The organism is uncultured Shimia sp., assembly GCF_947493595.1.
In the GTDB taxonomy this organism is placed as follows: Bacteria; Pseudomonadota; Alphaproteobacteria; order Rhodobacterales; family Rhodobacteraceae; genus Shimia.
The window spans coordinates 46,455-67,077 of record NZ_CANLRL010000005.1 but is presented as its reverse complement, the minus strand read 5'-3'; the positions used below and the strand labels follow the sequence as shown (position 1 = coordinate 67,077).

Annotated in this window: 22 protein-coding genes; 10 read left to right on the top strand and 12 right to left on the bottom strand. The window is 59.6% G+C overall.

The window, feature by feature from the left end; translation table 11 throughout:
* Window positions 1-6: 6 nt before the first annotated feature.
* The 3 genes from Q0955_RS13270 to Q0955_RS13260 are packed head-to-tail and all read right to left on the bottom strand — an operon-like array spanning window position 7 to window position 3,314.
* The gene (locus Q0955_RS13270; RefSeq protein WP_366140685.1) at window positions 7-453 is read right to left on the bottom strand and encodes a cupin domain-containing protein; all 447 of its coding nucleotides are present in this window, start codon (window positions 451-453) and stop codon (window positions 7-9) included.
* 26 nt (window positions 454-479) lie between these two features.
* Window positions 480-1,967: an ABC transporter substrate-binding protein gene (locus Q0955_RS13265; RefSeq protein WP_299424919.1), complete on the bottom strand. Its 1,488-nt coding sequence runs from the start codon at window positions 1,965-1,967 to the stop codon at window positions 480-482.
* A gap of 45 nt (window positions 1,968-2,012) precedes the next feature.
* The gene (locus Q0955_RS13260; RefSeq protein WP_299424917.1) at window positions 2,013-3,314 is read right to left on the bottom strand and encodes an acetylornithine deacetylase/succinyl-diaminopimelate desuccinylase family protein; all 1,302 of its coding nucleotides are present in this window, start codon (window positions 3,312-3,314) and stop codon (window positions 2,013-2,015) included.
* Window positions 3,315-3,459: 145 nt separating this feature from the next.
* On the opposite strand from Q0955_RS13260, the gene Q0955_RS13255 reads away from it, so the two are divergent.
* The 5 genes from Q0955_RS13255 to ilvD all read left to right on the top strand — a co-directional run bounded on the left by Q0955_RS13255 (window position 3,460) and on the right by ilvD (window position 7,626).
* Complete coding sequence (locus tag Q0955_RS13255) at window positions 3,460-3,993, top strand: LuxR C-terminal-related transcriptional regulator (protein WP_299424915.1); 534 nt, start codon at window positions 3,460-3,462, stop codon at window positions 3,991-3,993.
* A gap of 9 nt (window positions 3,994-4,002) precedes the next feature.
* Complete coding sequence (locus Q0955_RS13250; RefSeq protein ID WP_299424914.1) at window positions 4,003-4,794, top strand: AraC family transcriptional regulator; 792 nt, start codon at window positions 4,003-4,005, stop codon at window positions 4,792-4,794.
* Window positions 4,795-4,871: 77 nt separating this feature from the next.
* Window positions 4,872-5,267: a VOC family protein gene (locus Q0955_RS13245; protein WP_299424912.1), complete on the top strand. Its 396-nt coding sequence runs from the start codon at window positions 4,872-4,874 to the stop codon at window positions 5,265-5,267.
* Between the two features lies 1 nt (window position 5,268).
* The gene (locus Q0955_RS13240) at window positions 5,269-5,592 is read left to right on the top strand and encodes a DUF1801 domain-containing protein (protein WP_299424911.1); all 324 of its coding nucleotides are present in this window, start codon (window positions 5,269-5,271) and stop codon (window positions 5,590-5,592) included.
* Between the two features lie 180 nt (window positions 5,593-5,772).
* The gene (gene ilvD, locus Q0955_RS13235; RefSeq protein ID WP_299424909.1) at window positions 5,773-7,626 is read left to right on the top strand and encodes a dihydroxy-acid dehydratase; all 1,854 of its coding nucleotides are present in this window, start codon (window positions 5,773-5,775) and stop codon (window positions 7,624-7,626) included.
* Window positions 7,627-7,763: 137 nt separating this feature from the next.
* Here ilvD and Q0955_RS13230 read toward each other — a convergent pair whose 3' ends face one another.
* The 8 genes from Q0955_RS13230 to Q0955_RS13195 all read right to left on the bottom strand — a co-directional run bounded on the left by Q0955_RS13230 (window position 7,764) and on the right by Q0955_RS13195 (window position 14,063).
* On the bottom strand, window positions 7,764-8,948 hold the full coding sequence (locus tag Q0955_RS13230) for a thiolase family protein (RefSeq protein ID WP_299424908.1): 1,185 nt from the start codon (window positions 8,946-8,948) through the stop codon (window positions 7,764-7,766).
* Window positions 8,929-10,434, bottom strand: a complete 1,506-nt coding sequence (locus tag Q0955_RS13225) for an AMP-binding protein (RefSeq protein ID WP_299424906.1) — start codon at window positions 10,432-10,434, stop codon at window positions 8,929-8,931. The genes Q0955_RS13230 and Q0955_RS13225 overlap by 20 nt, the downstream gene beginning before the upstream one ends.
* An 8-nt stretch (window positions 10,435-10,442) precedes the next feature.
* The gene (locus Q0955_RS13220; RefSeq protein ID WP_299424905.1) at window positions 10,443-10,979 is read right to left on the bottom strand and encodes a biotin transporter BioY; all 537 of its coding nucleotides are present in this window, start codon (window positions 10,977-10,979) and stop codon (window positions 10,443-10,445) included.
* 100 nt (window positions 10,980-11,079) lie between these two features.
* Window positions 11,080-11,676, bottom strand: a complete 597-nt coding sequence (locus Q0955_RS13215) for an energy-coupling factor transporter transmembrane protein EcfT (RefSeq protein WP_299424903.1) — start codon at window positions 11,674-11,676, stop codon at window positions 11,080-11,082.
* On the bottom strand, window positions 11,676-12,350 hold the full coding sequence (locus Q0955_RS13210) for an ATP-binding cassette domain-containing protein (RefSeq protein ID WP_299424902.1): 675 nt from the start codon (window positions 12,348-12,350) through the stop codon (window positions 11,676-11,678). The genes Q0955_RS13215 and Q0955_RS13210 overlap by 1 nt, the downstream gene beginning before the upstream one ends.
* Before the next feature lie 175 nt (window positions 12,351-12,525).
* Window positions 12,526-12,936 (bottom strand): DUF3995 domain-containing protein, encoded by a 411-nt coding sequence (locus Q0955_RS13205; RefSeq protein WP_299424900.1) that lies wholly within the window; start codon window positions 12,934-12,936, stop codon window positions 12,526-12,528.
* Window positions 12,937-13,119: 183 nt separating this feature from the next.
* The gene (locus Q0955_RS13200) at window positions 13,120-13,344 is read right to left on the bottom strand and encodes a DUF1127 domain-containing protein (RefSeq protein ID WP_299424899.1); all 225 of its coding nucleotides are present in this window, start codon (window positions 13,342-13,344) and stop codon (window positions 13,120-13,122) included.
* A gap of 131 nt (window positions 13,345-13,475) precedes the next feature.
* Window positions 13,476-14,063 carry a hypothetical protein gene (locus tag Q0955_RS13195; protein WP_299424897.1) on the bottom strand — a complete coding sequence of 196 codons (588 nt, stop codon included), beginning with the start codon at window positions 14,061-14,063 and terminating at the stop codon, window positions 13,476-13,478.
* A gap of 304 nt (window positions 14,064-14,367) precedes the next feature.
* Between Q0955_RS13195 and rpe the strand changes: the two genes are divergently transcribed.
* Entirely contained in the window at window positions 14,368-15,057 is a 690-nt protein-coding gene (rpe, locus tag Q0955_RS13190) for a ribulose-phosphate 3-epimerase (protein ID WP_299424896.1), read from the top strand.
* Between the two features lie 21 nt (window positions 15,058-15,078).
* Here the strand turns inward: rpe and Q0955_RS13185 are convergent, their stop codons facing one another.
* The gene (locus Q0955_RS13185; RefSeq protein ID WP_299424894.1) at window positions 15,079-15,558 is read right to left on the bottom strand and encodes an SH3 domain-containing protein; all 480 of its coding nucleotides are present in this window, start codon (window positions 15,556-15,558) and stop codon (window positions 15,079-15,081) included.
* Between the two features lie 155 nt (window positions 15,559-15,713).
* Between Q0955_RS13185 and Q0955_RS13180 the strand changes: the two genes are divergently transcribed.
* The 4 genes from Q0955_RS13180 to Q0955_RS13165 all read left to right on the top strand — a co-directional run bounded on the left by Q0955_RS13180 (window position 15,714) and on the right by Q0955_RS13165 (window position 20,577).
* Window positions 15,714-16,700 carry a D-glycerate dehydrogenase gene (locus tag Q0955_RS13180; RefSeq protein WP_299424893.1) on the top strand — a complete coding sequence of 329 codons (987 nt, stop codon included), beginning with the start codon at window positions 15,714-15,716 and terminating at the stop codon, window positions 16,698-16,700.
* Between the two features lie 6 nt (window positions 16,701-16,706).
* The gene (thpR, locus tag Q0955_RS13175; RefSeq protein WP_299424891.1) at window positions 16,707-17,258 is read left to right on the top strand and encodes an RNA 2',3'-cyclic phosphodiesterase; all 552 of its coding nucleotides are present in this window, start codon (window positions 16,707-16,709) and stop codon (window positions 17,256-17,258) included.
* Window positions 17,259-17,329: 71 nt separating this feature from the next.
* Window positions 17,330-19,111, top strand: coding sequence for a gamma-glutamyltransferase (gene ggt, locus Q0955_RS13170; RefSeq protein WP_299424890.1), 1,782 nt, complete (start codon window positions 17,330-17,332; stop codon window positions 19,109-19,111).
* Between the two features lie 68 nt (window positions 19,112-19,179).
* A complete protein-coding gene (locus Q0955_RS13165; protein ID WP_299424888.1) occupies window positions 19,180-20,577 on the top strand; it encodes an FAD-linked oxidase C-terminal domain-containing protein in 1,398 nt (465 codons plus the stop codon).
* Window positions 20,578-20,623 lie beyond the last annotated feature (46 nt).

Here is a 20,623-nt window from a genome sequence, read left to right as displayed (position 1 = left end):
GGGCGGTCAGGTCGCTGGTTTCAGGTAATCGGTGTCGGTGACGTGTTCGAGCCACGTGGCACCGGAGCCGTCTTCGACCTGTTGGATGGCCATATGGGACATGGCGGTGTTGGGCGTGGCGCCGTGCCAGTGCTCAACGCCGGGCTCAATCCAGATACTGTCACCGGGGCGGATTGTGCGTGGGGCTTCGCCGCGCAGGGCAATCAGGCCAACGCCGGACAAGACATGCAGGATTTGGCCCACGGGATGAGTGTGCCATGCGGTGCGCGCGCCGGGTTCAAAGGTGACGCGGGCGGCAAAAACTTGGGAAGGGGGGCGGCTTTCCGTGATCAGATCCATCCGGACATCGCCGGTGAAGTATTCAGGCGGGGCTTTGCGGCTGGGCAGGGAGCCAGCGGGGATGTGGTCAATCATGGCGGCGGCTTTCGGTAAGTCGATTTGCGCCGGAGCCACAGTGTGTGGCCCCAGCGCGGGGGGTGTTATTCTGACCAGCTCACGGCGGTCAGGTCAGTCGCTTGGGTTGGGGCGTTGAGCCAGAGGCCCTGCACACCGGCTTTGGCCACAGTTGGGTAGGCCAGTTGGAACAGGTAGCCGTTGACATAGTCCTCGGCGATCATGGTCTGGGCCACTTTGCGCAGGGCGGTGCGTTCTGCCGGGATGGTGGCTTTGTTCAAGGTGTCCATGATCTGCTGGAACTGCGGATTGTCATACTGGAAGTAGTAATCCGGACGGGCGTAAATGCCGATGTCATTGGGTTCGGTGTGGCTGACGATGGTCAGGCCAAAGTCCTTGCCGCGGAACACCTGTTCCAGCCACTGCGCCCACTCCAAGTTGGAGATTTCGGTATTGATGCCGACAGCGCGCAGTTGCGCGGCGATGATTTCGCCGCCGCGACGGGCGTAAGAGGGCGGAGGCAGTTTCAACGTGGTGGTGAAGCCGTCCGGATAACCTGCTTCGGCGAGCAGTTTCTTGGACAGTTCAGGATCATAAGCCGAGTTGCCGGTCAGATCGACATAGTCCGGGTGATGTGGCGCAAAATGGGTGCCAATTGGGGTGCCAAGGCCAAACATCGCGCCATCAATGATCGCCTGACGGTCAATTGCGTGGGCGATGGCCTTGCGTACTTTCACGTCATCCAATGGTGGCATCTTGTTGTTGGTCGACAGGATGGTCTCGCCTTCGGAGTTGCCCACCAGAACCTGAAAGCGCGGGTCTGCTTCGAACTGCGGTAGTGCCTCAGGCGTTGGGAAACCGGCAAACACATCAATGTCTTCGGCCATCATGGCAGACATGGCTGCGGTTGGGTCGGAGATAAACTTGAAGGTCACATCGGTCAGCGTGGCAGGCGTGCCCCAATACGCATCGTTGCGTGTGAGCGTGATCTTGTCGCCTTGCACCCAGTTGCCAAATTTGAAGGCACCGGTGCCGATAGGCGTGGTTTTGATGTCCGCTATGCTTTCAGACGCGACAATCACGGCGTCGCCCCATGCCATGTTGAACAGGAAGTCGCCGTTCGGGCCATCGAGCGTGACTTTCACAGTCAGTGGATCTACCACGGTGACGTCTGCAATACCTTCGAAGAGGGCTTTTTGCGCATTGGCGCTGTCTTCTGCGCGGGCGCGATCCAGCGAGAACTTCACGTCTTCGCCGTCCATGGCAGAGCCGTCATGGAAGGTCACACCGTCGTTCAGCATGAAGGTGTAGGTCAGCCCGTCTTCCGAGATGTCCCAGCTTTTGGCGAGGCCCGGTGTGACAGAGCCGTCAGAGGCAAAGCGGGTCAGACCCTCAAAAACGTTGGAGTACAGGACGCTGTCGATGGCCCCGGCGGCGGCCGAAGTTGGGTCCAGATGCGGTGGTTCCAACTGCATGGCAACCGTGATGTCGGTTTGTGCAGCTTGGGCTGTCAGTGTCCCGGCAATCAGAGCAGCGGCGCTGGCACTGGCTAGCTTTGACGTGAAAAATGTCATTGTGTCTCTCTCCCTTAACTGTTTGCTTTTTATTGTTATTGGGCCTTAGGCCGGGTCATTTGTCTGAGGCAAAAGCAGCTGCGTCAGGCTGTGCGCCATGACCTTGGCGCTGTCGATCATATCGTCGATTCCGATGTACTCATCAGGCTTGTGAGCCATTTCCAAAATACCCGGCCCATAGGCGATACAGTTGCTGAGCTTTCCGATGCGATCAATGTGTTTTTGGTCGTAAGTGCCGGGGCTGGCGACATAATCCGGGGTCTTGCCCAAAATGTCCTGAATCGCCTTGTCGACCGTGGTCACAACGGGGGCTTTGCGATCTGTCATTGACGGGGCCACGTGGTTGAGCTCGCGCATGTCATAGCGGAAGTTGTCGCGCTGGGCAGAAAGGTCATCCAGCAGGCCTTCAACCTCGCCTTTGACTTCAGCGTGGGTTTCCTCCGCGAGATAGCGACGGTCAATCACGATGCGGCAGCTGTCTGGCACGCAGTGGGCGGGCAAGCCGTCAAAGTCTTCAGCCTGCTCTGCTTGGCCGCCGTGGATCGAGTTGATGTTCATGGTGGAGCTGCGTGCGCCTTCGGGCACCACAGGCATGTCCGTGCGGCGCGCCGCCATGGCGGGGTAAAGGTCGCTCTCAAACTTGTCGATCACCGCGCCCATGTGGCGCACGGCGCAATCGCCCAAGAAAGGCATGGAGCCGTGGGCAATTTCACCAAAGGTCTCAATCTCGGCCCACCAGCCGCCGCGATGGCCCAAACAAATGCGGTCTTTGTGCAGGGGTTCGGGGATGATCACATGTTGCACGCGTTCAGGCGCAAAGAAGCCCTTTTCCGCGAGATAGGCGACCCCGCCGTAGCCGCCGGATTCTTCATCCGCCGTGCCAGAGATTTCGATGCTGCCGTGGAAGTCGGGGAATTCAGCAATGAAGGCTTCGGCGGCGATAATGGACGCGGCAAGCCCGCCTTTCATGTCACAGGCGCCACGGCCGTAGATTTTGCCGTCGCTGATCTCGCCGCCAAAAGGATCAAAGGTCCAGCCATGGCCCACTTCGACCACATCGGTGTGGCTGTTGAAATGCACACATTCGCCGGGGTGGTGGCCGGATTTATGCGCCACGATGTTCCAACGCGGATATTTGTCGCTGTCGCCGGGGGCACCGTGGGCGCGCACCAGCTGCGTGTCAAAGCCGTGACGGGTCAGGCGGGTGTCGAGGTAATCACAGATCTCGCGGTAGTTTTCACCGGGCGGGTTGAGTGTGGGAATGCGGATCAGGTCTTGGGTCAATTGCACCAAGTCGTCACGCATGGACTCGATGCGGGTCATCAGGCGGTCGGTGTCGATGGGCATGAAATCACCTCGGGTGTTGCGCGTGCGGAGAGTGCGGGAGCCTCCGGCAGGGATATTTGGGGCCAAATGAAGTTGGGGTAGAGACAGAGTGGCTTGTGTCGGGCTACGGTATCAATACCGTAGGATTACGGTTGGGGGAGCGTAGATGGAATGGGAGCACCTGGCGTTTGACGCCGCACCGGTGGGGATTGTGATGACCGAACAGCGCGTCATTCGCGCCTGTAATCAAGGGTTTGCGCGGTTGGTTGGCTATGAGAAAGACGCTTTGGTGGGGCAGTCGTTTCGCTTGTTGTATGACAGCACCGAGGAGTTTGAGCAGGTGCGCGACATTGGGTTGAAGCCACTGAGACAGGATCATGCCTACAGTGATGAGCGCATGGTGCGGCGGCGTGATGGCGGGCAGGTGTGGTGCCGGTTTCGGGCACAGACATTGACGCCGGACGATCCATTAGCGCGGTTGGTGATGACATTTGCCGCCATTCATGACGGGCCGCCGGTGTCGCTTACGGTGCGGGAGCGGCAGGTGGTGGGCGGCTTGGGACGCGGGCTGACCAGCAAGCAGATTGCGCGGGAGTTGGGCCTGTCGCCACGGACCATTGAGGATGTGCGGGCGCGATTACACAAGCGGTTTCAGGTGAAGAATGCCACCGAGCTGCTGGCGCGGTTGACGATTGGGTGAGGGGGTAGCGTGCGTCTGCCAGATGGATATCAGGAGCGGATTTACACGCCGCAACAGTCGCGCAGCGTGGAAGCGGTGTGGCGGCATGAAGAACTGCAGGCCGGGCGCAGTTTGATCCTTCCAGACGGGCGCTGTGATGTGATTGTGCGCTACAACGCGGATCGGGCCGTGGTGCCAAAGTTGGTGGTGACTGGGCCAGCAACTCAGCCCTATTGGGTGGCGTTTGAGGCGGGAGATCGGTGGATTGGCGTGCGGTTGCGGCCGGAGCGTGGCGGTGTGTTGTGGGGCGATGCATTGGGGGCAGTGAAAGATCAGGTGGCGTTGGGCGCGCAGGCGGAGGCTTTGGTGCCAGAACTGGCGGGGTTGTGTGTGGCAGGCATTCGTGAGGACATTTTGCGCCAGGCGTTGGTGCGGTTTGTTGAAGGGCGGGCGTTGACACCGGAGGGGCATCGCGCGGGCGAGAGCGTACGGCGGATACATCTGGCGGGGGGGCGGTTTGCTGTGACGGAACTGGCGGCGCGGGCGGGGTGCTCGACGCGGCATCTCAATCGGCTTTTTGGCGGCACGGTGGGGCTGTCGGTGAAGGCCTATGCGTCACTGGTGCAGTTTCATCGGGCGCTGCGGCTGATCTGTGATGCGGGCGGGTCGCTATCAGACGCGGCGTTTGAGGCAGGCTATGCCGATCAGGCACATATGACGCGGGCCATGCGGCGGTTTGGCGGGTTTGTGCCGTCAGACATTCCGGAGGGGTTGATCCGGCCAGATGTGTCCGGCGGGTTGTGGGGAAATCGTGCGGCCTAAGAGGTGATGTCCGATTTCTTCAAGCGCTTTGGTGTTGCGGGCTTTAGGTCTAGGACAAGCAATGTGAGGTGCTTGTTATGAAACTTGGATACACAATTATTTACGTAAAAAACGTGCCAGAGACGGTCGCGTTTTATGAGGCAGCATTTGGTCTGACCCAGCGGTTTATGCATGAAAGCACGCTGTATGCGGAGATGGAGACCGGTGACACGGTGCTGTCGTTTTCCGCCGAAGAGGTGATCGAGCTGGATGGCTTGGCCTTTGCACCCAATGAGAAAAGCGCCATTCCAGCCGGGTGGGAGATTTGCTTTGTCACAGAGGATGTGGCTGCGGCCTTTGAGAAGGCGCTGGCGGCGGGGTGTTCGCCGGTGAGTAAGCCGCATGGCGTACCGTGGGGCCAAACGATATCATACGTGCGCGACTTAAACGGCTGTTTGGTGGAAATTGCCACGCCGATGAATCTGGAAGGTTGAGATGGACGAGACCACACAAGCCGCGATTATAGATGCGCTTGAGGAGATGGTGGCTGAGGTGGCGCCGGAGCTACACGGCCGCCACATGTATGGTGGTCAGATGTTGGAACATGAGGCGGGTGTCGCTGCTACGGCGGTTGGGGGATACTTTGGCTACAAGGCGCATGTGTCGTTTGAGTTTTCGCATGGGGCACGGTTGAGTGACCCGAATGGGCTTCTGGAAGGCAAAGGCAAGGCGCGGCGGCATGTGAAGCTGCGCTGTGTGGGTGATATTGCCGAGAAAGATGTGGCGGGGTTTCTTGCGGAGGCAGCTGCGCAAAGCTGATTTTGCGGGACAGATTACGTCAAAGTCGTGCGCGTCGTTCTTTGTGAAAGCTTTGTGCGCGATTTTGAGTAACATTCTTTCCGGACTCTCTTGCATTCCCCCCTTTTGAGTGGCACCCGTTCTGTCCAGACACGCAAGGGGCGCTATGGGGCGCCCGAGCCATCCGCAGGAGTGCAAAAGATGCCTGATCTTCGTTCCAAAACCTCGACCTTTGGCCGCCGTATGGCCGCTGCCCGTGCCCTATGGCGTGCGACAGGCATGAAAACCGAGGACTTTGGCAAGCCGATTGTGGCGGTGGTCAACTCCTTCACCGAGTTTGTGCCGGGGCACGTGCACCTCAAAGACATGGGCCAATTGGTGGCGCGTGAGATTGAAAAAGCCGGTGGCGTGGCCAAAGAAATGAACACCATCGCGGTGGATGATGGCATTGCTATGGGCCACGACGGGATGTTGTATTCGCTGCCGTCGCGCGAAGTGATTGCCGACTCTGTAGAGTATATGGCGAACGCCCACTGTGCCGACGCGCTGGTGTGTATTTCCAACTGTGACAAGATCACGCCGGGCATGTTGATGGCGGCGATGCGTCTGAACATTCCAGCTGTGTTTGTCTCCGGTGGCCCGATGGAAGCTGGCAAGGTGATCCTGAAAGACGGCGAGCACAAGGCGGACCTTGTAACCGCGATTGTGGGCGCAACGGATGAAGATCGCAGCATGGAAGAGGTGGACAAGCTGGAACGCTCCGCTTGCCCAACCTGTGGCTCCTGCTCCGGTATGTTCACAGCCAACTCAATGAACTGTTTGGCGGAAGCGCTGGGCCTGGCGCTGCCGGGCAACGGCTCGCTGCTGGCAACACACTCCAAGCGCCGTGGGCTGTTTGAAGAAGCCGGTCACAAGATCATTGAACTGTGTGATCGTTGGTACAAAGAAGGTGACGAGACCGCGCTGCCACGGGGTATCGCCAACTTCAAAGCCTTTGAAAATGCCATGGCTCTGGACATTGCCATGGGCGGGTCGACCAACACGGTTCTGCACCTGCTTGCGATTGCGCAAGAGGGAGGCGTGAACTTCACCATGGCGGATATGGATCGCATGAGCCGCCAGATTCCGCACCTGTGTAAAGTGGCGCCTTCGACGCCGGAGTACCACATGGAAGACGTGCACCGCGCGGGCGGGATTGCACGTATTCTGGGTGAGCTGGACCGCGAAGGCAAAATCCATCGTGATTGTGCCACTGTGCATGAGCGCACTGTTGGCGCGTTCATTGACAAATGGGATGTGCGCCGCGAAAGCGCGGGCAATGAAGCGCGTGACATGTTCATTGCGGCGCCTGGCGGTGTGCGCACCACGGAAGCGTTTAGCCAGTCCCGCATGTACACAGAACTTGATCTGGACATCAAAGGCGGCTGTGTGCGTGATTTTGAAAACGCCTATTCGGAAGAAGGTGGGTTGTGCGTGCTGTTTGGCAACATCGCGGAGCAGGGCTGTATTCTGAAGACCGCCGGTGTGATCAAGCAGATGTATGAGTTCGAAGGCACCGCGAAGGTCTTTGAAAGCATGGAAGATGCCATGCATGGCATTTTGCAGAATGAAGTGCAGCCGTATTCCGTGGTGGTGATCCGCTATGAAGGGCCAAAAGGCGGTCCGGGCATGCAGGAGATGCTGTATCCAACTGCTTACCTGAAATCCAAAAAGCTCGACACCACTTGTGCGTTGCTGACCGATGGGCGTTTCTCTGGCGGCACCGCGGGTCTGTCAATTGGCCATGCCTCGCCGGAAGCGGCTGAAAAGGGTGTGATTGGTTTGGTGGAAGATGGCGATAAGATCCGGATTTCCGTGCGCAACCGCTCGATCCATCTGGATGTGAGCGATGAGGTGCTGGCGGAGCGTCGCGCCAACCACCCGCAAGCAGACAAGAAAGTCTGGAAAGCTGAGGGTCGTCCACGGGCGGTGTCTAAGGCGCTGAAAGTCTATGCGCAGCATGTGTCCAATGCCTCGTTGGGCGCGGTGCGGATGCTGGACGAAGACGACGAGTAAGTCTGTCATCTGGTGAAAGATTGAAACGGGGTCGCAGAGGCGGCCCCGTTTTGCGTTTTGGGGCGTTGATGGCGGGAGGGGCCAGCCCCTCCGGCACTCTGTGCCTCCTCCCCGAGATATTTTGGGAATGAGAAAGCTTAGAGCGTGACGGGTGCGAAGGCCGCAGTGAGGCCCTGGCCGCCGCCGATGCCGATCATGGCCATGGCGAGGGCGTTTGGGGGGGCGTCTTGGTGGATCAACTGGCTGAACAGGCGGGTCACAAGGATGGTGCCGGAGGCGCCAAAGGGGTGGCCGAGGGCGATGGCGCCCCCGTGTTGGTTTGGCAGGTGTTCGTCGATGTTCAACGCGTCGAGGCTGGCGAGGACTTGCGAGGCAAAGGCCTCGTTGAATTCGAGGTGGGTGACGTTGGTCAGCGACAGGTTTCGGTGCTTTTGCAGGAGTTTCCGGGTGCTTGCGACAGGGCTGATGCCGAGGATGTTTGGATCCACACCTGCGGAGGCGCCGCCGAGATAGGCGAGGGCGCGAGGGTGACCGAGCGCGCGGGCGTTTTTGGCGGTTGTCACAAGGACGGAGGCCGCGCCGTCGTTGAGGGCGCAGGCGTTGCCAACGGTGACGGTGCCGTCTTTGGTGAAAGCTGGGCGTAGGCGGGCGAGGCGCTCGGCTGTCATTGTGTCGCGGATGCATTCGTCGGTGGCGTCGCCTGTGATGGGGACGATTTCGGCGTCAAAAGCGCCGGCATCGCGGGCTTGGGCTGCGCGCTGTTGCGAACGCAGGGCGAAGGCGTCTTGCCGTTCGCGGGTGATGTTGAACTGTTTGGCAACCGTGTCGGCGGCGGCGCCCATGTCTGGATCACCGATCATTTCTGGGGAGAAGCGGGCGCGTTTGTAGCTGTGCTCAGATAGGGTGCCGCTGGCGGGAAGCGTGCGCAGCGGGGCGCGGGATTGGCTTTCGACGCCGCCTGCGAGGTAGGTGCTGCCCGCGTCCGCCATGATCAGGTGGCAGGCCATCATCACCGCTTCCAGCCCAGAACCACATTGCCGGTCGACCGTGACGCCGGGGATGGACGTGGGGAAGCCCGCGTGCAGTGCGGAGAGCCGGGCGATATTGCCGCCGGGGCCAGCGGCGTTGCCGAGGATCACATCATCAAGCTGATCCGGGGGGATGTTGGCGTCTGCCAGCGTGGCGCGCATGACGGGGGCGGCAAGATCTTCGACATCGAGGCTGGCAAACATACCACCGGCGCGGCCTATGGCGCTGCGCCGTGCGGCGACGATCACCGGTTGGCGGTCTTCAGGCAGCAGGTCAGCCAGTGGTGGGAACAAGGCGTGGGTCCTTTTTATGCAGCCATGACATCAGGCGGCCTCGGTCTGGTTTTCCAGAGGTGGTCAGGGGCCAGTCTGTGAGGCGGTAGAAATGGCGTGGCAGCTTGTAGCGCGGGAGGCGGATGGCAAGTTGGGATTTGATTTCGTCCAGCGGCGTGTTGCCGCTAAGGATGGCGACCAGTTCCTGACCGCGCGATTGGTGGGCAACACCCAGTACGGCGGCGCCGGTGATGCCGGGGATTTCGGCCAAGGCGGTTTCGATTTCTTGGGGGTAGACGTTGTGGCCTGCGGTGATGACCATGCCACCTTCGCGGCCCAGGAGGCTGAGGCTGCCGTCGTTGTTGAGTTTGCCAACGTCACCCACGGTGGCCCAGGGGCCTTCGCGGCGGAACCCGGAGTTGCGGCCGCCCCAGAGGTAGCCGTCAATGGCCAGATCACCACGGACAAAAATGGTGCCCGGCTCACCTTGTGGCACTTCCTGTCCGTTTTGGCGTAGGGAGAGTGCGACGTGGGGGAAAGGCCGCCCAACCGAATGGGCTGGTGCGGAAGAGCTGTCTCGGCCGTGGGTGTTGAGGCTGACAAAGCCAAGTTCGCTGGCGCCGTAGTATTCGTGGATGCGGGCGCGGGGGAAGAAGTTGCGGGCCTTCTCTAGTAGGGCAGGATCGAGTTTGGCGCCGGCGGTGGTGATCTCGACAATCTGATCCAAAGGCTTATCGCGGCAGAGCGCGCCAAGCAGGCTGGGTACGGCCACAATGCGGCGGGTGTGGGCCATGGTGCGGTGGGCTTCGGCCAGGTCGAATTTGGGTAGCGCGTGGAAGGCGGCGCCCAGTTCGAGGGTTTCGGCCAGCGCGTACAGTGTGATGCCGTGGCTGAGCGGGCCGGGTACAAAGGTGTGGCTTTGCTCGGTCAGGGCAAAGGCGAGGCGGCTGGCATCCAGCGAGGCGCGCCAGCTGTGTCGGGCGCGGGCGAAGGCTTTGGGCTCCGAGGTGGTGCCGGAGGTGAAACCCACCATAAAAATGGCGCGGGGATCGGTGAAGGGGATGTCTTCGGGCGCGGCGAGGAAGGCCTCAAAGGCGTCAGTGTCCACGGTGATGGCCGGGATGCCGAGCCGTTTGGCGGCGTCGATCAGGCCGGTTTGGCTTGAGAGGCAGAATAATGCGTCCGGGGGCAGTTTGGCCAACACCCGCTGGTGAAGGGCGTCAGGCCAATGTGGGTCTAGTAGCGTGACGGCATGGGGGGTGGCTAGGGCAGTGGCCAGCAGGGTTGGCGCCTGCGCGTGGTTGCCAATGGAGAGAGCGAAGTTGCGTGCGCCGTCTGGCAGCGGCAGGTCCGGGCGGTCTTGCAGCGGCAGCGCGGCCAACGCGGCGTGTAGGCGTTTGAGCCGGTCATAGAGCGCGCTGTAGGCGAGGCGTGTGTCACAAATGGCAACCGCCAGCGCGTCGGGGCGCTGGCGGGCGTGATGATCTAATGCGTGGCGTAAGGGCAAACGCGTCCTCAGAGGTTGGGGTAAGCTTTGCGCAGATTTTCCGCGAGAATGGCGGCAACCACAACCTTAATCAGGTCGCCGGGAACATAGGCCACCATGATTGACAGGGATTTGGCCATGCCGAGTTTGCCGATAAAGGCCATCCAAGGAATGCCAACGGCATACATCAGGACAATGCCACCCAGCGCGATATAGGCGCCAAGTTTCAGAGCACCACCTTCGCGATCCCGTTCCGCAAGGTAGCCAATTAGGGCTGAGCAGATCGGCCAGGACAACAGGAAGCCACCGGAGGTGCCCATCAGGACGCCAAATCCACCACGGCCACCGGACAACAGTGGTAGGCCAACGGCCACAAGCGCAATGAACAGCAGCAGGGCCAGGCCACCCCGTTTGGCGCCCAGGACAGCACCGGCGAGCATGACGCCCAGAGATTGTGCCGAAATTGGGGGAAGGGCTGCGCCGGCAAAATGTAAGGGTGGCATCAGTCCGAGGGCTGCTGTGAGCGCAGCGAAGAGCGCGATGTAGACGGTGTCTTTGGTGGTCATATGGTGCGTTCCGTGAGTGTGGGCTTGTTATGTAAACTATGGCGCGGCGTAGAAATCCGTTCTGCTCGAAGCAAGCCCGGCCCTTGTTACTGGCGTGATCTTAGGAACGATATCCTCTGGAATCAATGGCGTCGGAAATTTCGTCCGCCATCTTGATCGCGCGGATTGCCATAGGCATGGCGACAGCAATCACGGAGCGTTCGAGGCCGCGGGTCTTTTGCGCTTCGCGTACTTCGCGGGTGATTTGCGCGAGGACCGGGATGAACCGCAGCGCCAAGGAAATGGCGAGGCTGACCTTTGCCGGGTTCACGCCAATAGGTTGGAGGTAACGCAGTCCGCGCGTCATGGTGTCGATCATGTCGCTGGATTTGGTGGTCAGGGTCACAAGGCTTGCGAGCAGGATCAGCGCGGCGAGGCGCAGGACCACATAGGTGGCGAGTTCAATGCCGGAGAAATACCATTGCACCGCGAAGAACAGCACAAAGATGATTAGCAGCGGGCGGATCTGCGCAAAGGCCTGTTTCAGGGTGAGCTGTGCGATGGGATAGAGGGCGAGGATACCAAGGGTTGCAGCGACAGTGATTGGCAGGCTTTCATTGAGAAAAAGCAATGTGGCGCCAAGCAGCATGGCCAGCATTTTGGCTGCCGGTGGCAGGCGGTGTAGCAGCGAGCTGCCGGGTGAGTAGAGGTCCAGCATCAGGCCATGAGCTCTTGATAGGCGGGAATGACGCCGGCTGGCGTGCCATCCGCAAAGATACGGCCTTCGTCGATGACAATCACGCGGTCGTAGTTGGTGATGAGATCCAGGTCATGGGTGACGGTGATGACCATTTGCTCCAAGGCATCAACTGCGCGGGCGACGCGGCGTTTGTTACGCAGGTCCAGCAGCGTGGTGGGCTCGTCCATCACCACGATGTCTGGGGTCATCACAAGCACGCCTGAGATGGCGAGCAGTTGTTTTTGACCGCCGGAGAGCAGATGCGCAGGATGCTCGCGCAGGTCCGACATGTTGTACCGCGCCAGGATTTCATCGGTCTTGGCGGCGATTTCGGTTTTGCTGAACCCGAGGTTTTTCATGCCAAAGGCAAGGTCTTCTTCTACCACGGGCATGACAATTTGATTGTCAGGGTTTTGGAACACAAATCCAACTTTGCGGCGCACGTCACGGCCTTTTTTGCGGGTGTTGAACCCGTCTACCAGCACCTCACCCGTTGTGGGCAATGCGAGACCGTTGAGCAAGCGGGCGAAGGTGGATTTGCCAGAGCCATTGGCCCCAATCACCGCAATGCGGCGCTCGGTCAGATCAAGAGAGAGATTGTCCAAAACGGTGCGTTTGCCAAAAGAAACGCTGATGTTTTCAAGCTTGATCATAAAGTGGTCCGCTGGTTGCTGTTGGCGCGCTCTTAGCGGCAAACAAATGCAGATTGAAGCGGCAGGTGCCTTCGGCGGGGATATTTGGGGACTGTGAAAGCTTTAAAAGGGGTATCTGTGGGAAAATTTCCCGATGCGGCCAGTTACGCCCACCCTTGGTGGCTGGAAACGTGGATTAGGCACCAAAGAGCGAGAAGAGTAGGAAGCTTGTGCTCAGGATGAGACAGAGCGGGCCATAGATGCGTTGATCCAGCGTCGCAAATGGCTCTTCCGGGACCCGTTTGCGCCAGGCCGGCAGATAGGCGGCGAGACCACGCAGGCCAAAGACGCCCGCCATGGCGAAAAGCAGCGGCGTGCGCAGAGGGAAGCTTGTTAGGTGGGGTATAGCCGCCGCAAAAGAGAGCGCGACAAACACCAGGGCGCAGGGGATCGCGCCGGGCATTTTGGTAAGGCCGGGTGCGCCAACCACGGCGCGCGCAAGGGCTTCTTCGTTGCGGATCGGCACCCATGCACCAATGGCCCACAGCAGGTGCAGCATGGCAGGGACAAACAGCAGGACAGAGATGAAGGTGGCGAGCCAGGTCATGTGCAAAAGAGCCTTTGGTGCTTTGTATCGGGCTGCATCCAAGCGAAGATGGCCGCAAAAGTCGATGAGGCAATTTTGTCGTTTGCGAAGGGCACGCGCGATTGTTGCGGGGCGCGGCCTTAGGCGTGGTCGTTGTGTATGGTGGGAAGGGCGCTCAAAACGGGCGCCCCCCAAGGTGCACAATTACAGGTGCATGTGGTCGCGGAAGACGTGCTGCACAATTTCGTCGCGCTTGATGCCTTTGGCTTCCAGCTGTGCGTCGGTCATTGCGTTCAGTCGGTCAACGTATTGCACGCGGCTGTTGCTTTCCATGATGGCGATCAGGCCGTTGCCGATGGCGCGGAAAGGCGCGGTCAGGATGTGACCCAGCGCGTGGTGTTCGGTGGTGTGTGTAGCTGTCAGTGCCATTTTTGAACCTCAGTTCTGTATAGATCTTTGGTCCTCCCTTGGCGCTGAATATGGGTCAATGCGGCTGCCATGTGCAGCCCGTCATTTGTCATAGCTGTCTTGCATGTGGCGCAAAGCGGTTCAGAGTTTGATTATTTTTCAACGGCTTCGATGCGAATGTAGGTGTAACGCTCTGCGGCTTCGTTTTTGGGACGGGTTTCGACAAGATAGGCAAAGCCAAGTTCTGGCAGGTAGTGAAGTGTTTCCTCATAGCCATCGTCATCATGGTAGATGCCGATGACGGGCATCATCTCGTAAGTGCAGCCGCCAATGGTGACTTGGGTGCTGGGGCCAAAGATGTGGCTTTCGCGGGTGGTGAGTGCGCCACCGGAATCCAGCGTGATCACTTCGGTGTCCCACCGGCCATCTGCCACGGGAATGGGCGCGTCGGCGGGTTTGAGCGGATATGCATGTGTGCTGCGGCTGCCGGAGACCACGTCGCCGTCTTCGGTGTCAAACTGCTCCACCACATAGAGGCCTTTGAGCAGCAAAAAGCGGGTGCCGTAGTCTGCGCCGTCGTCCCATGCGCCACGGATGAAGTGGGCGCCGTCGCGTGTATAGGTCTCGGTGATGCCGTCCAGATCAGTGAGCCGCACACCGGAGTCCATGTCCGCGAAGGTCGGGCATTGGGCAAAAACCGGCGTGGCAAAAAGGGTCAAAGCAAGAGTGGCAGCGTGCATGAGGTCTCCGGTTGGTCAAAGGGCCGCTGCCCCAATGTTTGGGCTTTGGCGGAACATCGATGCGGGCACATTGAACTGGGCGGGCGGGCTTTGCCAAGCCCTGTCCGGGGCCAATATTGCTTGTGTTGCACAGCTTTAGACACAATGGCCAAAGCTGCGTCTTCTCCGCATCTCGTGCCCAATTGTGTTTTGCGCCATCAGAGGCCATTTTGCCGCCAGTTTCGAATCGCCTGACAACAGGTGTTTGGTGACCTTACAAGGGTCACTTCCAAAGCCCGGCGCAGATCCGGAAAAGGAGCCCAATATGAGCTTTGATCGCAAAATCAAAATCGCCCCGTCCATTCTCTCTGCGGACTTTGCCAACTTTGGCCAGGAAATCCGCGCGATTGAGGATCAGGGTGCAGATTGGGTGCATGTGGATGTGATGGACGGGCATTTTGTGCCAAACCTGACCTTTGGCCCGCCCGCGGTGAAAGCGTTCCGTCCCCATGTAAAAACCTTCATGGACGTGCACCTGATGATTGCTCCGGTGGACCCCTATATTGAGGCGTATGCTGAGGCTGGCGCCGATATGATCACTGCGCATGTTGAGGCTGGCCCCCACGTTCACCGCACTATTCAGGCGATCAAGGCGCAGGGTGTGAAAGCTGGTGTGAGCCTGAACCCGGGCACGCCGCTGGAAAGTATTGAGCATGTGCTGGATCTGGTCGACATGGTGCTGATTATGACCGTGAACCCTGGCTTTGGTGGGCAGAAGTTCATTCACTCTGGTGTCGAGAAAACCCGCCGTCTGCGTCAGATGATTGGCGATCGGGAGATCCACATTCAGATCGACGGTGGCGTGACCACAGAAACCGCACCTTTGGTGGCCGAAGCTGGGGCCGATGTGTTGGTCGCGGGCTCTGCTGTGTTCAAAGGCGGGTCTGTTGATAAGGCAGACGTCTACGGTGAGAATATCCGCGCCATCCGTGCAGCGGCCGAAGCGGCGCAATAAGACAAGTCATTTGGGGCGGGATCAGTCGCGGATCTCGTTGGCCTCTACGCCCCAAAGATCTTCCTTCAAAACCCAACCTTTGTAGCCGCCGGCATTGAGGCGGCACCAGTCTGGGTTGCACTCCTCCAGCTTTGCGATAACGCCGTGTTCCAGGTGTGCGGCTGTGCCAACCTTTTCACCGGGGCGCACGGCCAGCGGCAGCATGTCTTTTTGCACAATCACGGTGCGCACACCCGAAAGCAGGGAATAGTGGATCCAGCCGCCCGCGCCTTCGATGTCCCGCACACGGCGCCAGTGGCCGTATTCGGCGGTGATCTGCAAAGGCATGGATTTGCGGGTAAACACCCAGTCAATGCGATGGGTGCGCGAGGGGCCACGCCGCACGTTGGCTTTGGTGGCCTTCAGAGACACGTAACGTGGCAGTGGCAGGTTGGTGACCGGACCACGCTTTTTCTCTACCGGTGCCTCTGCGGCGGCGAAGGTTGCAAAGAGCAACAGCATAACTGCGCCCAAGCTCACGAGAGATTTTCGACCCAAGGTGACCATTTTGCCTGATTTTTTCTGCTCTGATGGCGCTCGCAGGTTCTTGTGCCTGACTGACCTGTGGGGCAGTGTGGCAGCAACGCGCCGAATTGAAAAGCATTGGGAGGCCCTGCATGCCAAAGCAACGTCTGAGTGTTGTCGTTACGCGACGCTTACCGGAAGCCGTCGAAACACGACTGTCAGAACTCTTTGATGTGCGCCTGCGCCATGATGATACGCCGATGAGCCGCGAGCAGCTGGTTGAAGCGATGAAAGAGGCGGATGTTTTGGTCCCAACGCTGAGTGACAAGATTGACGCCAATCTGATTGCTCAATCTGGTGAGCGGCTGAAGCTGATTGCCAACTACGGCGCCGGTGTGGACCACATTGATGTGGCCTCTGCACGGCAACGTGGCGTACTGGTGTCTAACACCCCAGGCGTGTCTGCAGATGATACAGCCGACATGGCGCTGGCGCTGATCCTCGGGGTGACCCGTCGGGTTGGCGAGGGTGTGCAGCGTATGCAGTCCGGTGAATGGGACGGCTGGGCACCAACCGCGCTTTTGGGCGGCCGGGTGAGTGGCAAGCGGCTTGGCATTCTGGGCATGGGCCGTGTGGGCACCGCTGTGGCACGCCGGGCGCAAGCCTGTGGCATGCAGATCCACTATCACAACCGCCGCCGTTTGCGCCCCGAGATTGAAGAACAGTATGAGGCGACCTATTGGGAGAGCCTGGACCAGATGCTGGCGCGCATGGATGTGGTGTCGGTGAACTGCCCGCACACGCCGTCGACTTTCCACTTGCTCAATGCACGCCGGTTGAAATTGATGAAGCCGGGGTCGGTGATCATCAACACCTCGCGCGGCGAAGTGATTGACGAAAACGCCATGGTGCGGCTGCTCAAGTCAGGCGAGATCGCTGGCGCGGGGTTGGACGTGTATGAGCACGGCCATGAGGTACATCCTGATTTGCGCGGCCATCCCAATGTGGTGCTGATGCCGCATATGGGGTCTGCCACCGTGGAAGGGCGGATCGAGATGGGGGAGAAAGTCCTCATCAACATCAAGACCTTCGATGATGGGCACCGCCCGCCGGACCTTGTGGTTCCGGCGATGCTCTAAGCCATCATGCGCGCTTTCGTTGGCATTCCGTTGGACGGGCCAGAAGCGGAAGCGCTTTTGGATGTGCAAGGGCGGATTGCCGTGGGGCGCGAGGTGCCGGCAAACAATCTGCATCTGACGTTGGCGTTTCTGGACGACCAGCCGGTTGAGATGCTCGAGACGTTGCACGAAGAACTGGAGCTGATCCGGCAATCGCAGTTTGAGTTGCACCTCAAAGGCATGGACATCTTTGGCGCGCCGCGCAGTCGGTCGTTTGGCCTGTTGGCGGCGCCGGATCCCACGCTCATGGCCTTGCAAGCGGATGTGGCGCAGGCGGCGCGGCGTTTGGGAATTGGTTTAGAGAAAAGGCGGTTTCGCCCGCATGTGACACTGAGCAGGTTTCGGGATGGCCGGCAACCGCCGGAGCGGGTGCAGGCGGCCCTGTCGCGCGGGGCCTCACTACAAATTGATCCCATTCTGGTGAGCGAAATCGCCTTGTATCGTTCGTCTTTGACCTCCGAAGGGGCGGTCTATGAGATCCTGAGCAGCTATCCGTTGTTGGTGCAGGGGCTGTCCTGACCTAAGCTGATTTTCAAATGGTGGCCAAAACTTAAGGTTGCCGGTTTTGTCATTTGGTTTGGGAGCGTGTCATGAAGCAATTTTTGTCAGTGGTTTCGGTAGCTTGCTTGTTGGGATCCATGTCTTGGGCGCAGGAGGTGGCGGACAGTGTGGTGCCGGAAATGGGGTCTGAGCTGGGCATGGATGTGCCGGAGAGCTTGCAAGATGCTTTGAAGGCGAAGATCAGCAGCGAGCCGACCAAGGCAAAAGACTGGATGGTTGCGGCGGCGCATCCTTTGGCGGTGGAGGCCGGGTCCGCAGTACTGCGCGATGGTGGCACGGCGGCGGATGCGATGGTGGCAGTGCAGGCTGTGCTGGGGCTTGTCGAGCCGCAGAGTTCAGGTTTGGGCGGCGGGGCCTTCTTGGTTTGGTATGACGCCAAAACGGGAGAGGTGACCACGCTGGATGGGCGCGAGACCGCGCCGTTGGCGGTAACGCCGCGGCTGTTTTTGGGGCGCGATGGTGAACCACTGAAGTTTTTTGAAGCGGTTGTTGGCGGGCGATCTGTGGGTGTGCCGGGGACACCGATGTTGATGCAGGAAGCCCATCGCAAATGGGGCCGCAGCCAGTGGCCAAGCCTGTTTGACGCAGCGATCACCCATGCGGAGGAGGGCTTCACCGTCACGCCACGTATGGCCGCCTCTGTGGCGCGGGATTCGGAGCGGTTGGCGTCGCATCCGGTGACAGCGGCTTACTTTCTGCCCAATGGAACGCCGCTTGCGGAAGGCACTCTGTTAAAAAACGCGGAATATGGCGCAAGTTTGCGCGCGATGGCTGCCGGGGGCGCCGCGCCGTTTTACACGGGCAAAATTGCAGCCGACATTGTGGATGCCGTACAAGACGCCAACAATCCTGGTGTTCTGAGTGGTGTGGATCTGGCGCTGTATCAGGTCAAGGAGCGTCCGGCAGTTTGCGTGGAGTACCGTGCGCATGATGTCTGTGGCATGGGGCCGCCATCCTCTGGGGGGCTGACCGTGGGGCAAATTCTTGGTCTGATTCAGCCTTATGACATTGCAGGGCTTGGACCAGACAGCGCGGAGGCTTGGCGGCTGATTGGCGATGCGTCGCGGCTCGCTTTTGCAGATCGAGGCCGCTACATGGCGGACAGTGATTATGTGCCCGTGCCAAGCGCGGGGCTTCTGGCGGCGGACTATTTGGCGGAGCGGGCAAAACTGTTGGACGGCAGTACGGCTTTGGAAAGCGTGGCGCCGGGTGCGCCGGAGTTTGACCATGCGTTGCACTATGCGGATGGCGAAAGCTTTGCGCAGCCATCCACGTCACACATCTCCATTGTTGACAGCTACGGCAACGCGTTGTCGATGACGACGACGATTGAAAACGGCTTTGGCAGCCGGGTGATGACGAATGGGTTCTTGCTGAACAACGAGCTGACCGACTTCTCTTTCCGCTCGCATCGCGACGGCGTGCCGGTGGCCAATCGGGTGGAGCCGGGCAAGCGGCCGCGCTCTTCCATGGCGCCAACCATTGTGTTGAAAGACGGCAAGCCAGCGCTGGTGGTGGGCAGCCCGGGAGGCAGCCGGATCATTGGTTATGTGGCCAAGACCATCATCGCGCATGTGGATTGGGGCATGGACGTGCAGCAGGCAATTGACCTGCCACATCTGGTGAACCGCTTTGGCACTTATGACATTGAGGCCGAGAGTGCCGCGATGGAGTTTGGGGAGCCGCTGACCGGCATGGGCTACAAGGTGAATGCGCGCGACCTCAATTCCGGACTACATGCGATCTCTGTTGGACGGCGTTTACAAGGTGGTGCGGACAACCGACGTGAGGGCTTGGCCCATGGCGAATAGCCGCGCTTGACCTTGGGAGAGGCGCACCGTAGCCATAGCGAAAATTGTCATGCTGAAGGGGAGTGTCCATGGGACAAGCAGAGGCATTGCCGCGCAACGAGGATGGTATTGCAGCGGCTTTGGGGGTGTTGAAACAGCAGTTTGGTGAGGCGTTTCACACCGGCCAGTCGATGCGTAAGCAGCATGGGCACACAACGACCTGGATCGAAAATCAGGCGCCGGATGCGGTGGTTTTTGCTAAGTCGACGCAAGAGGTCTCTGACATTGTGAAAGTCTGCGCGGCGCATAAGGTGCCGGTGATCGCCTATGGCACGGGCACCTCGCTTGAGGGCCATGTAAACGCGCCTGCTGGGGGCGTGTGTATTGACCTGACCGAGATGAACGCGGTTGTTGCGGTGAATGCCGAGGACCTTGATTGTGTGGTGCAGCCGGGCGTGACACGCGAGCAACTCAATCTGGAACTGCGCGACCAAGGCCTGTTTTTCCCAATTGATCCGGGAGCCAATGCGTCTTTGGGTGGCATGGCCTCTACGCGGGCCAGTGGCACCAATGCGGTGCGCTATGGCACGATGAAGGATAACATCCTGAGCCTTGAGGTGGTGTTGCCGTCTGGTGAGGTGATCCGCACCGCAAGCCGCGCCAAGAAATCCAGCGCGGGTTACGATCTGACCCGCTTGATGATCGGATCAGAAGGCACCTTGGGCATCATCACCGAGATCACGCTGAAGCTGCAGGGTATTCCTGAGGCGATGTCCTCAGCGCGCTGTTCGTTTGAGACCATTGATGCGGCCTGTCAGGCGGTGATGATGACCATTCAATATGGCATCCCGGTGGCGCGGATTGAGTTGCTGGATTCTCTGGCTGTAAAGGCCGCGAATGACTATTCGAAGTTGGACCTGCCGGAGCAGCATTTGCTGTTGCTGGAGTTCCATGGATCGGAAACCGGCGTGGCAGAGCAGGCCGAGATGTTTGGTCATATCGCCGAAGAGGTGGGTGGTACCGGGTTTGAGTGGACTCAGAAGGCTGAGGACCGCAACAAGCTGTGGCAGGCGCGCCATGACATGTATTGGGCGGCGCTGGCGCTGCGCCCCGGTGCCAAAGGCATTTCCACCGACGTCTGTGTGCCAATCTCGCGGCTGGCGGAATGTGTGACTTTGGCCAAAGACAAGGCGGATGAGCTGGGGCTGATTTCCACCGTGGTGGGCCACGTGGGAGATGGTAATTTTCACATGCTGCCGCTGGTGGATATGGACAATCCGGATGAGGTGGCCGCGGCGCAGGGCTATGTCAGCTGGCTCAACGATGTGGCGATTGAGATGAGTGGTACCTGTACCGGTGAACATGGCATTGGGCAGGGCAAAAAGCCGTATTTGCGCAAGGAACTTGGTGGCGCCGTGGATGTGATGGCGGCGATCAAAACGGCGATTGACCCGGATGGGATCATGAACCCCGGGAAGATTTTTTAATCTTATCAAGCTGGTAGAAACACACTCGGCCAAAAATGGCCGAGTG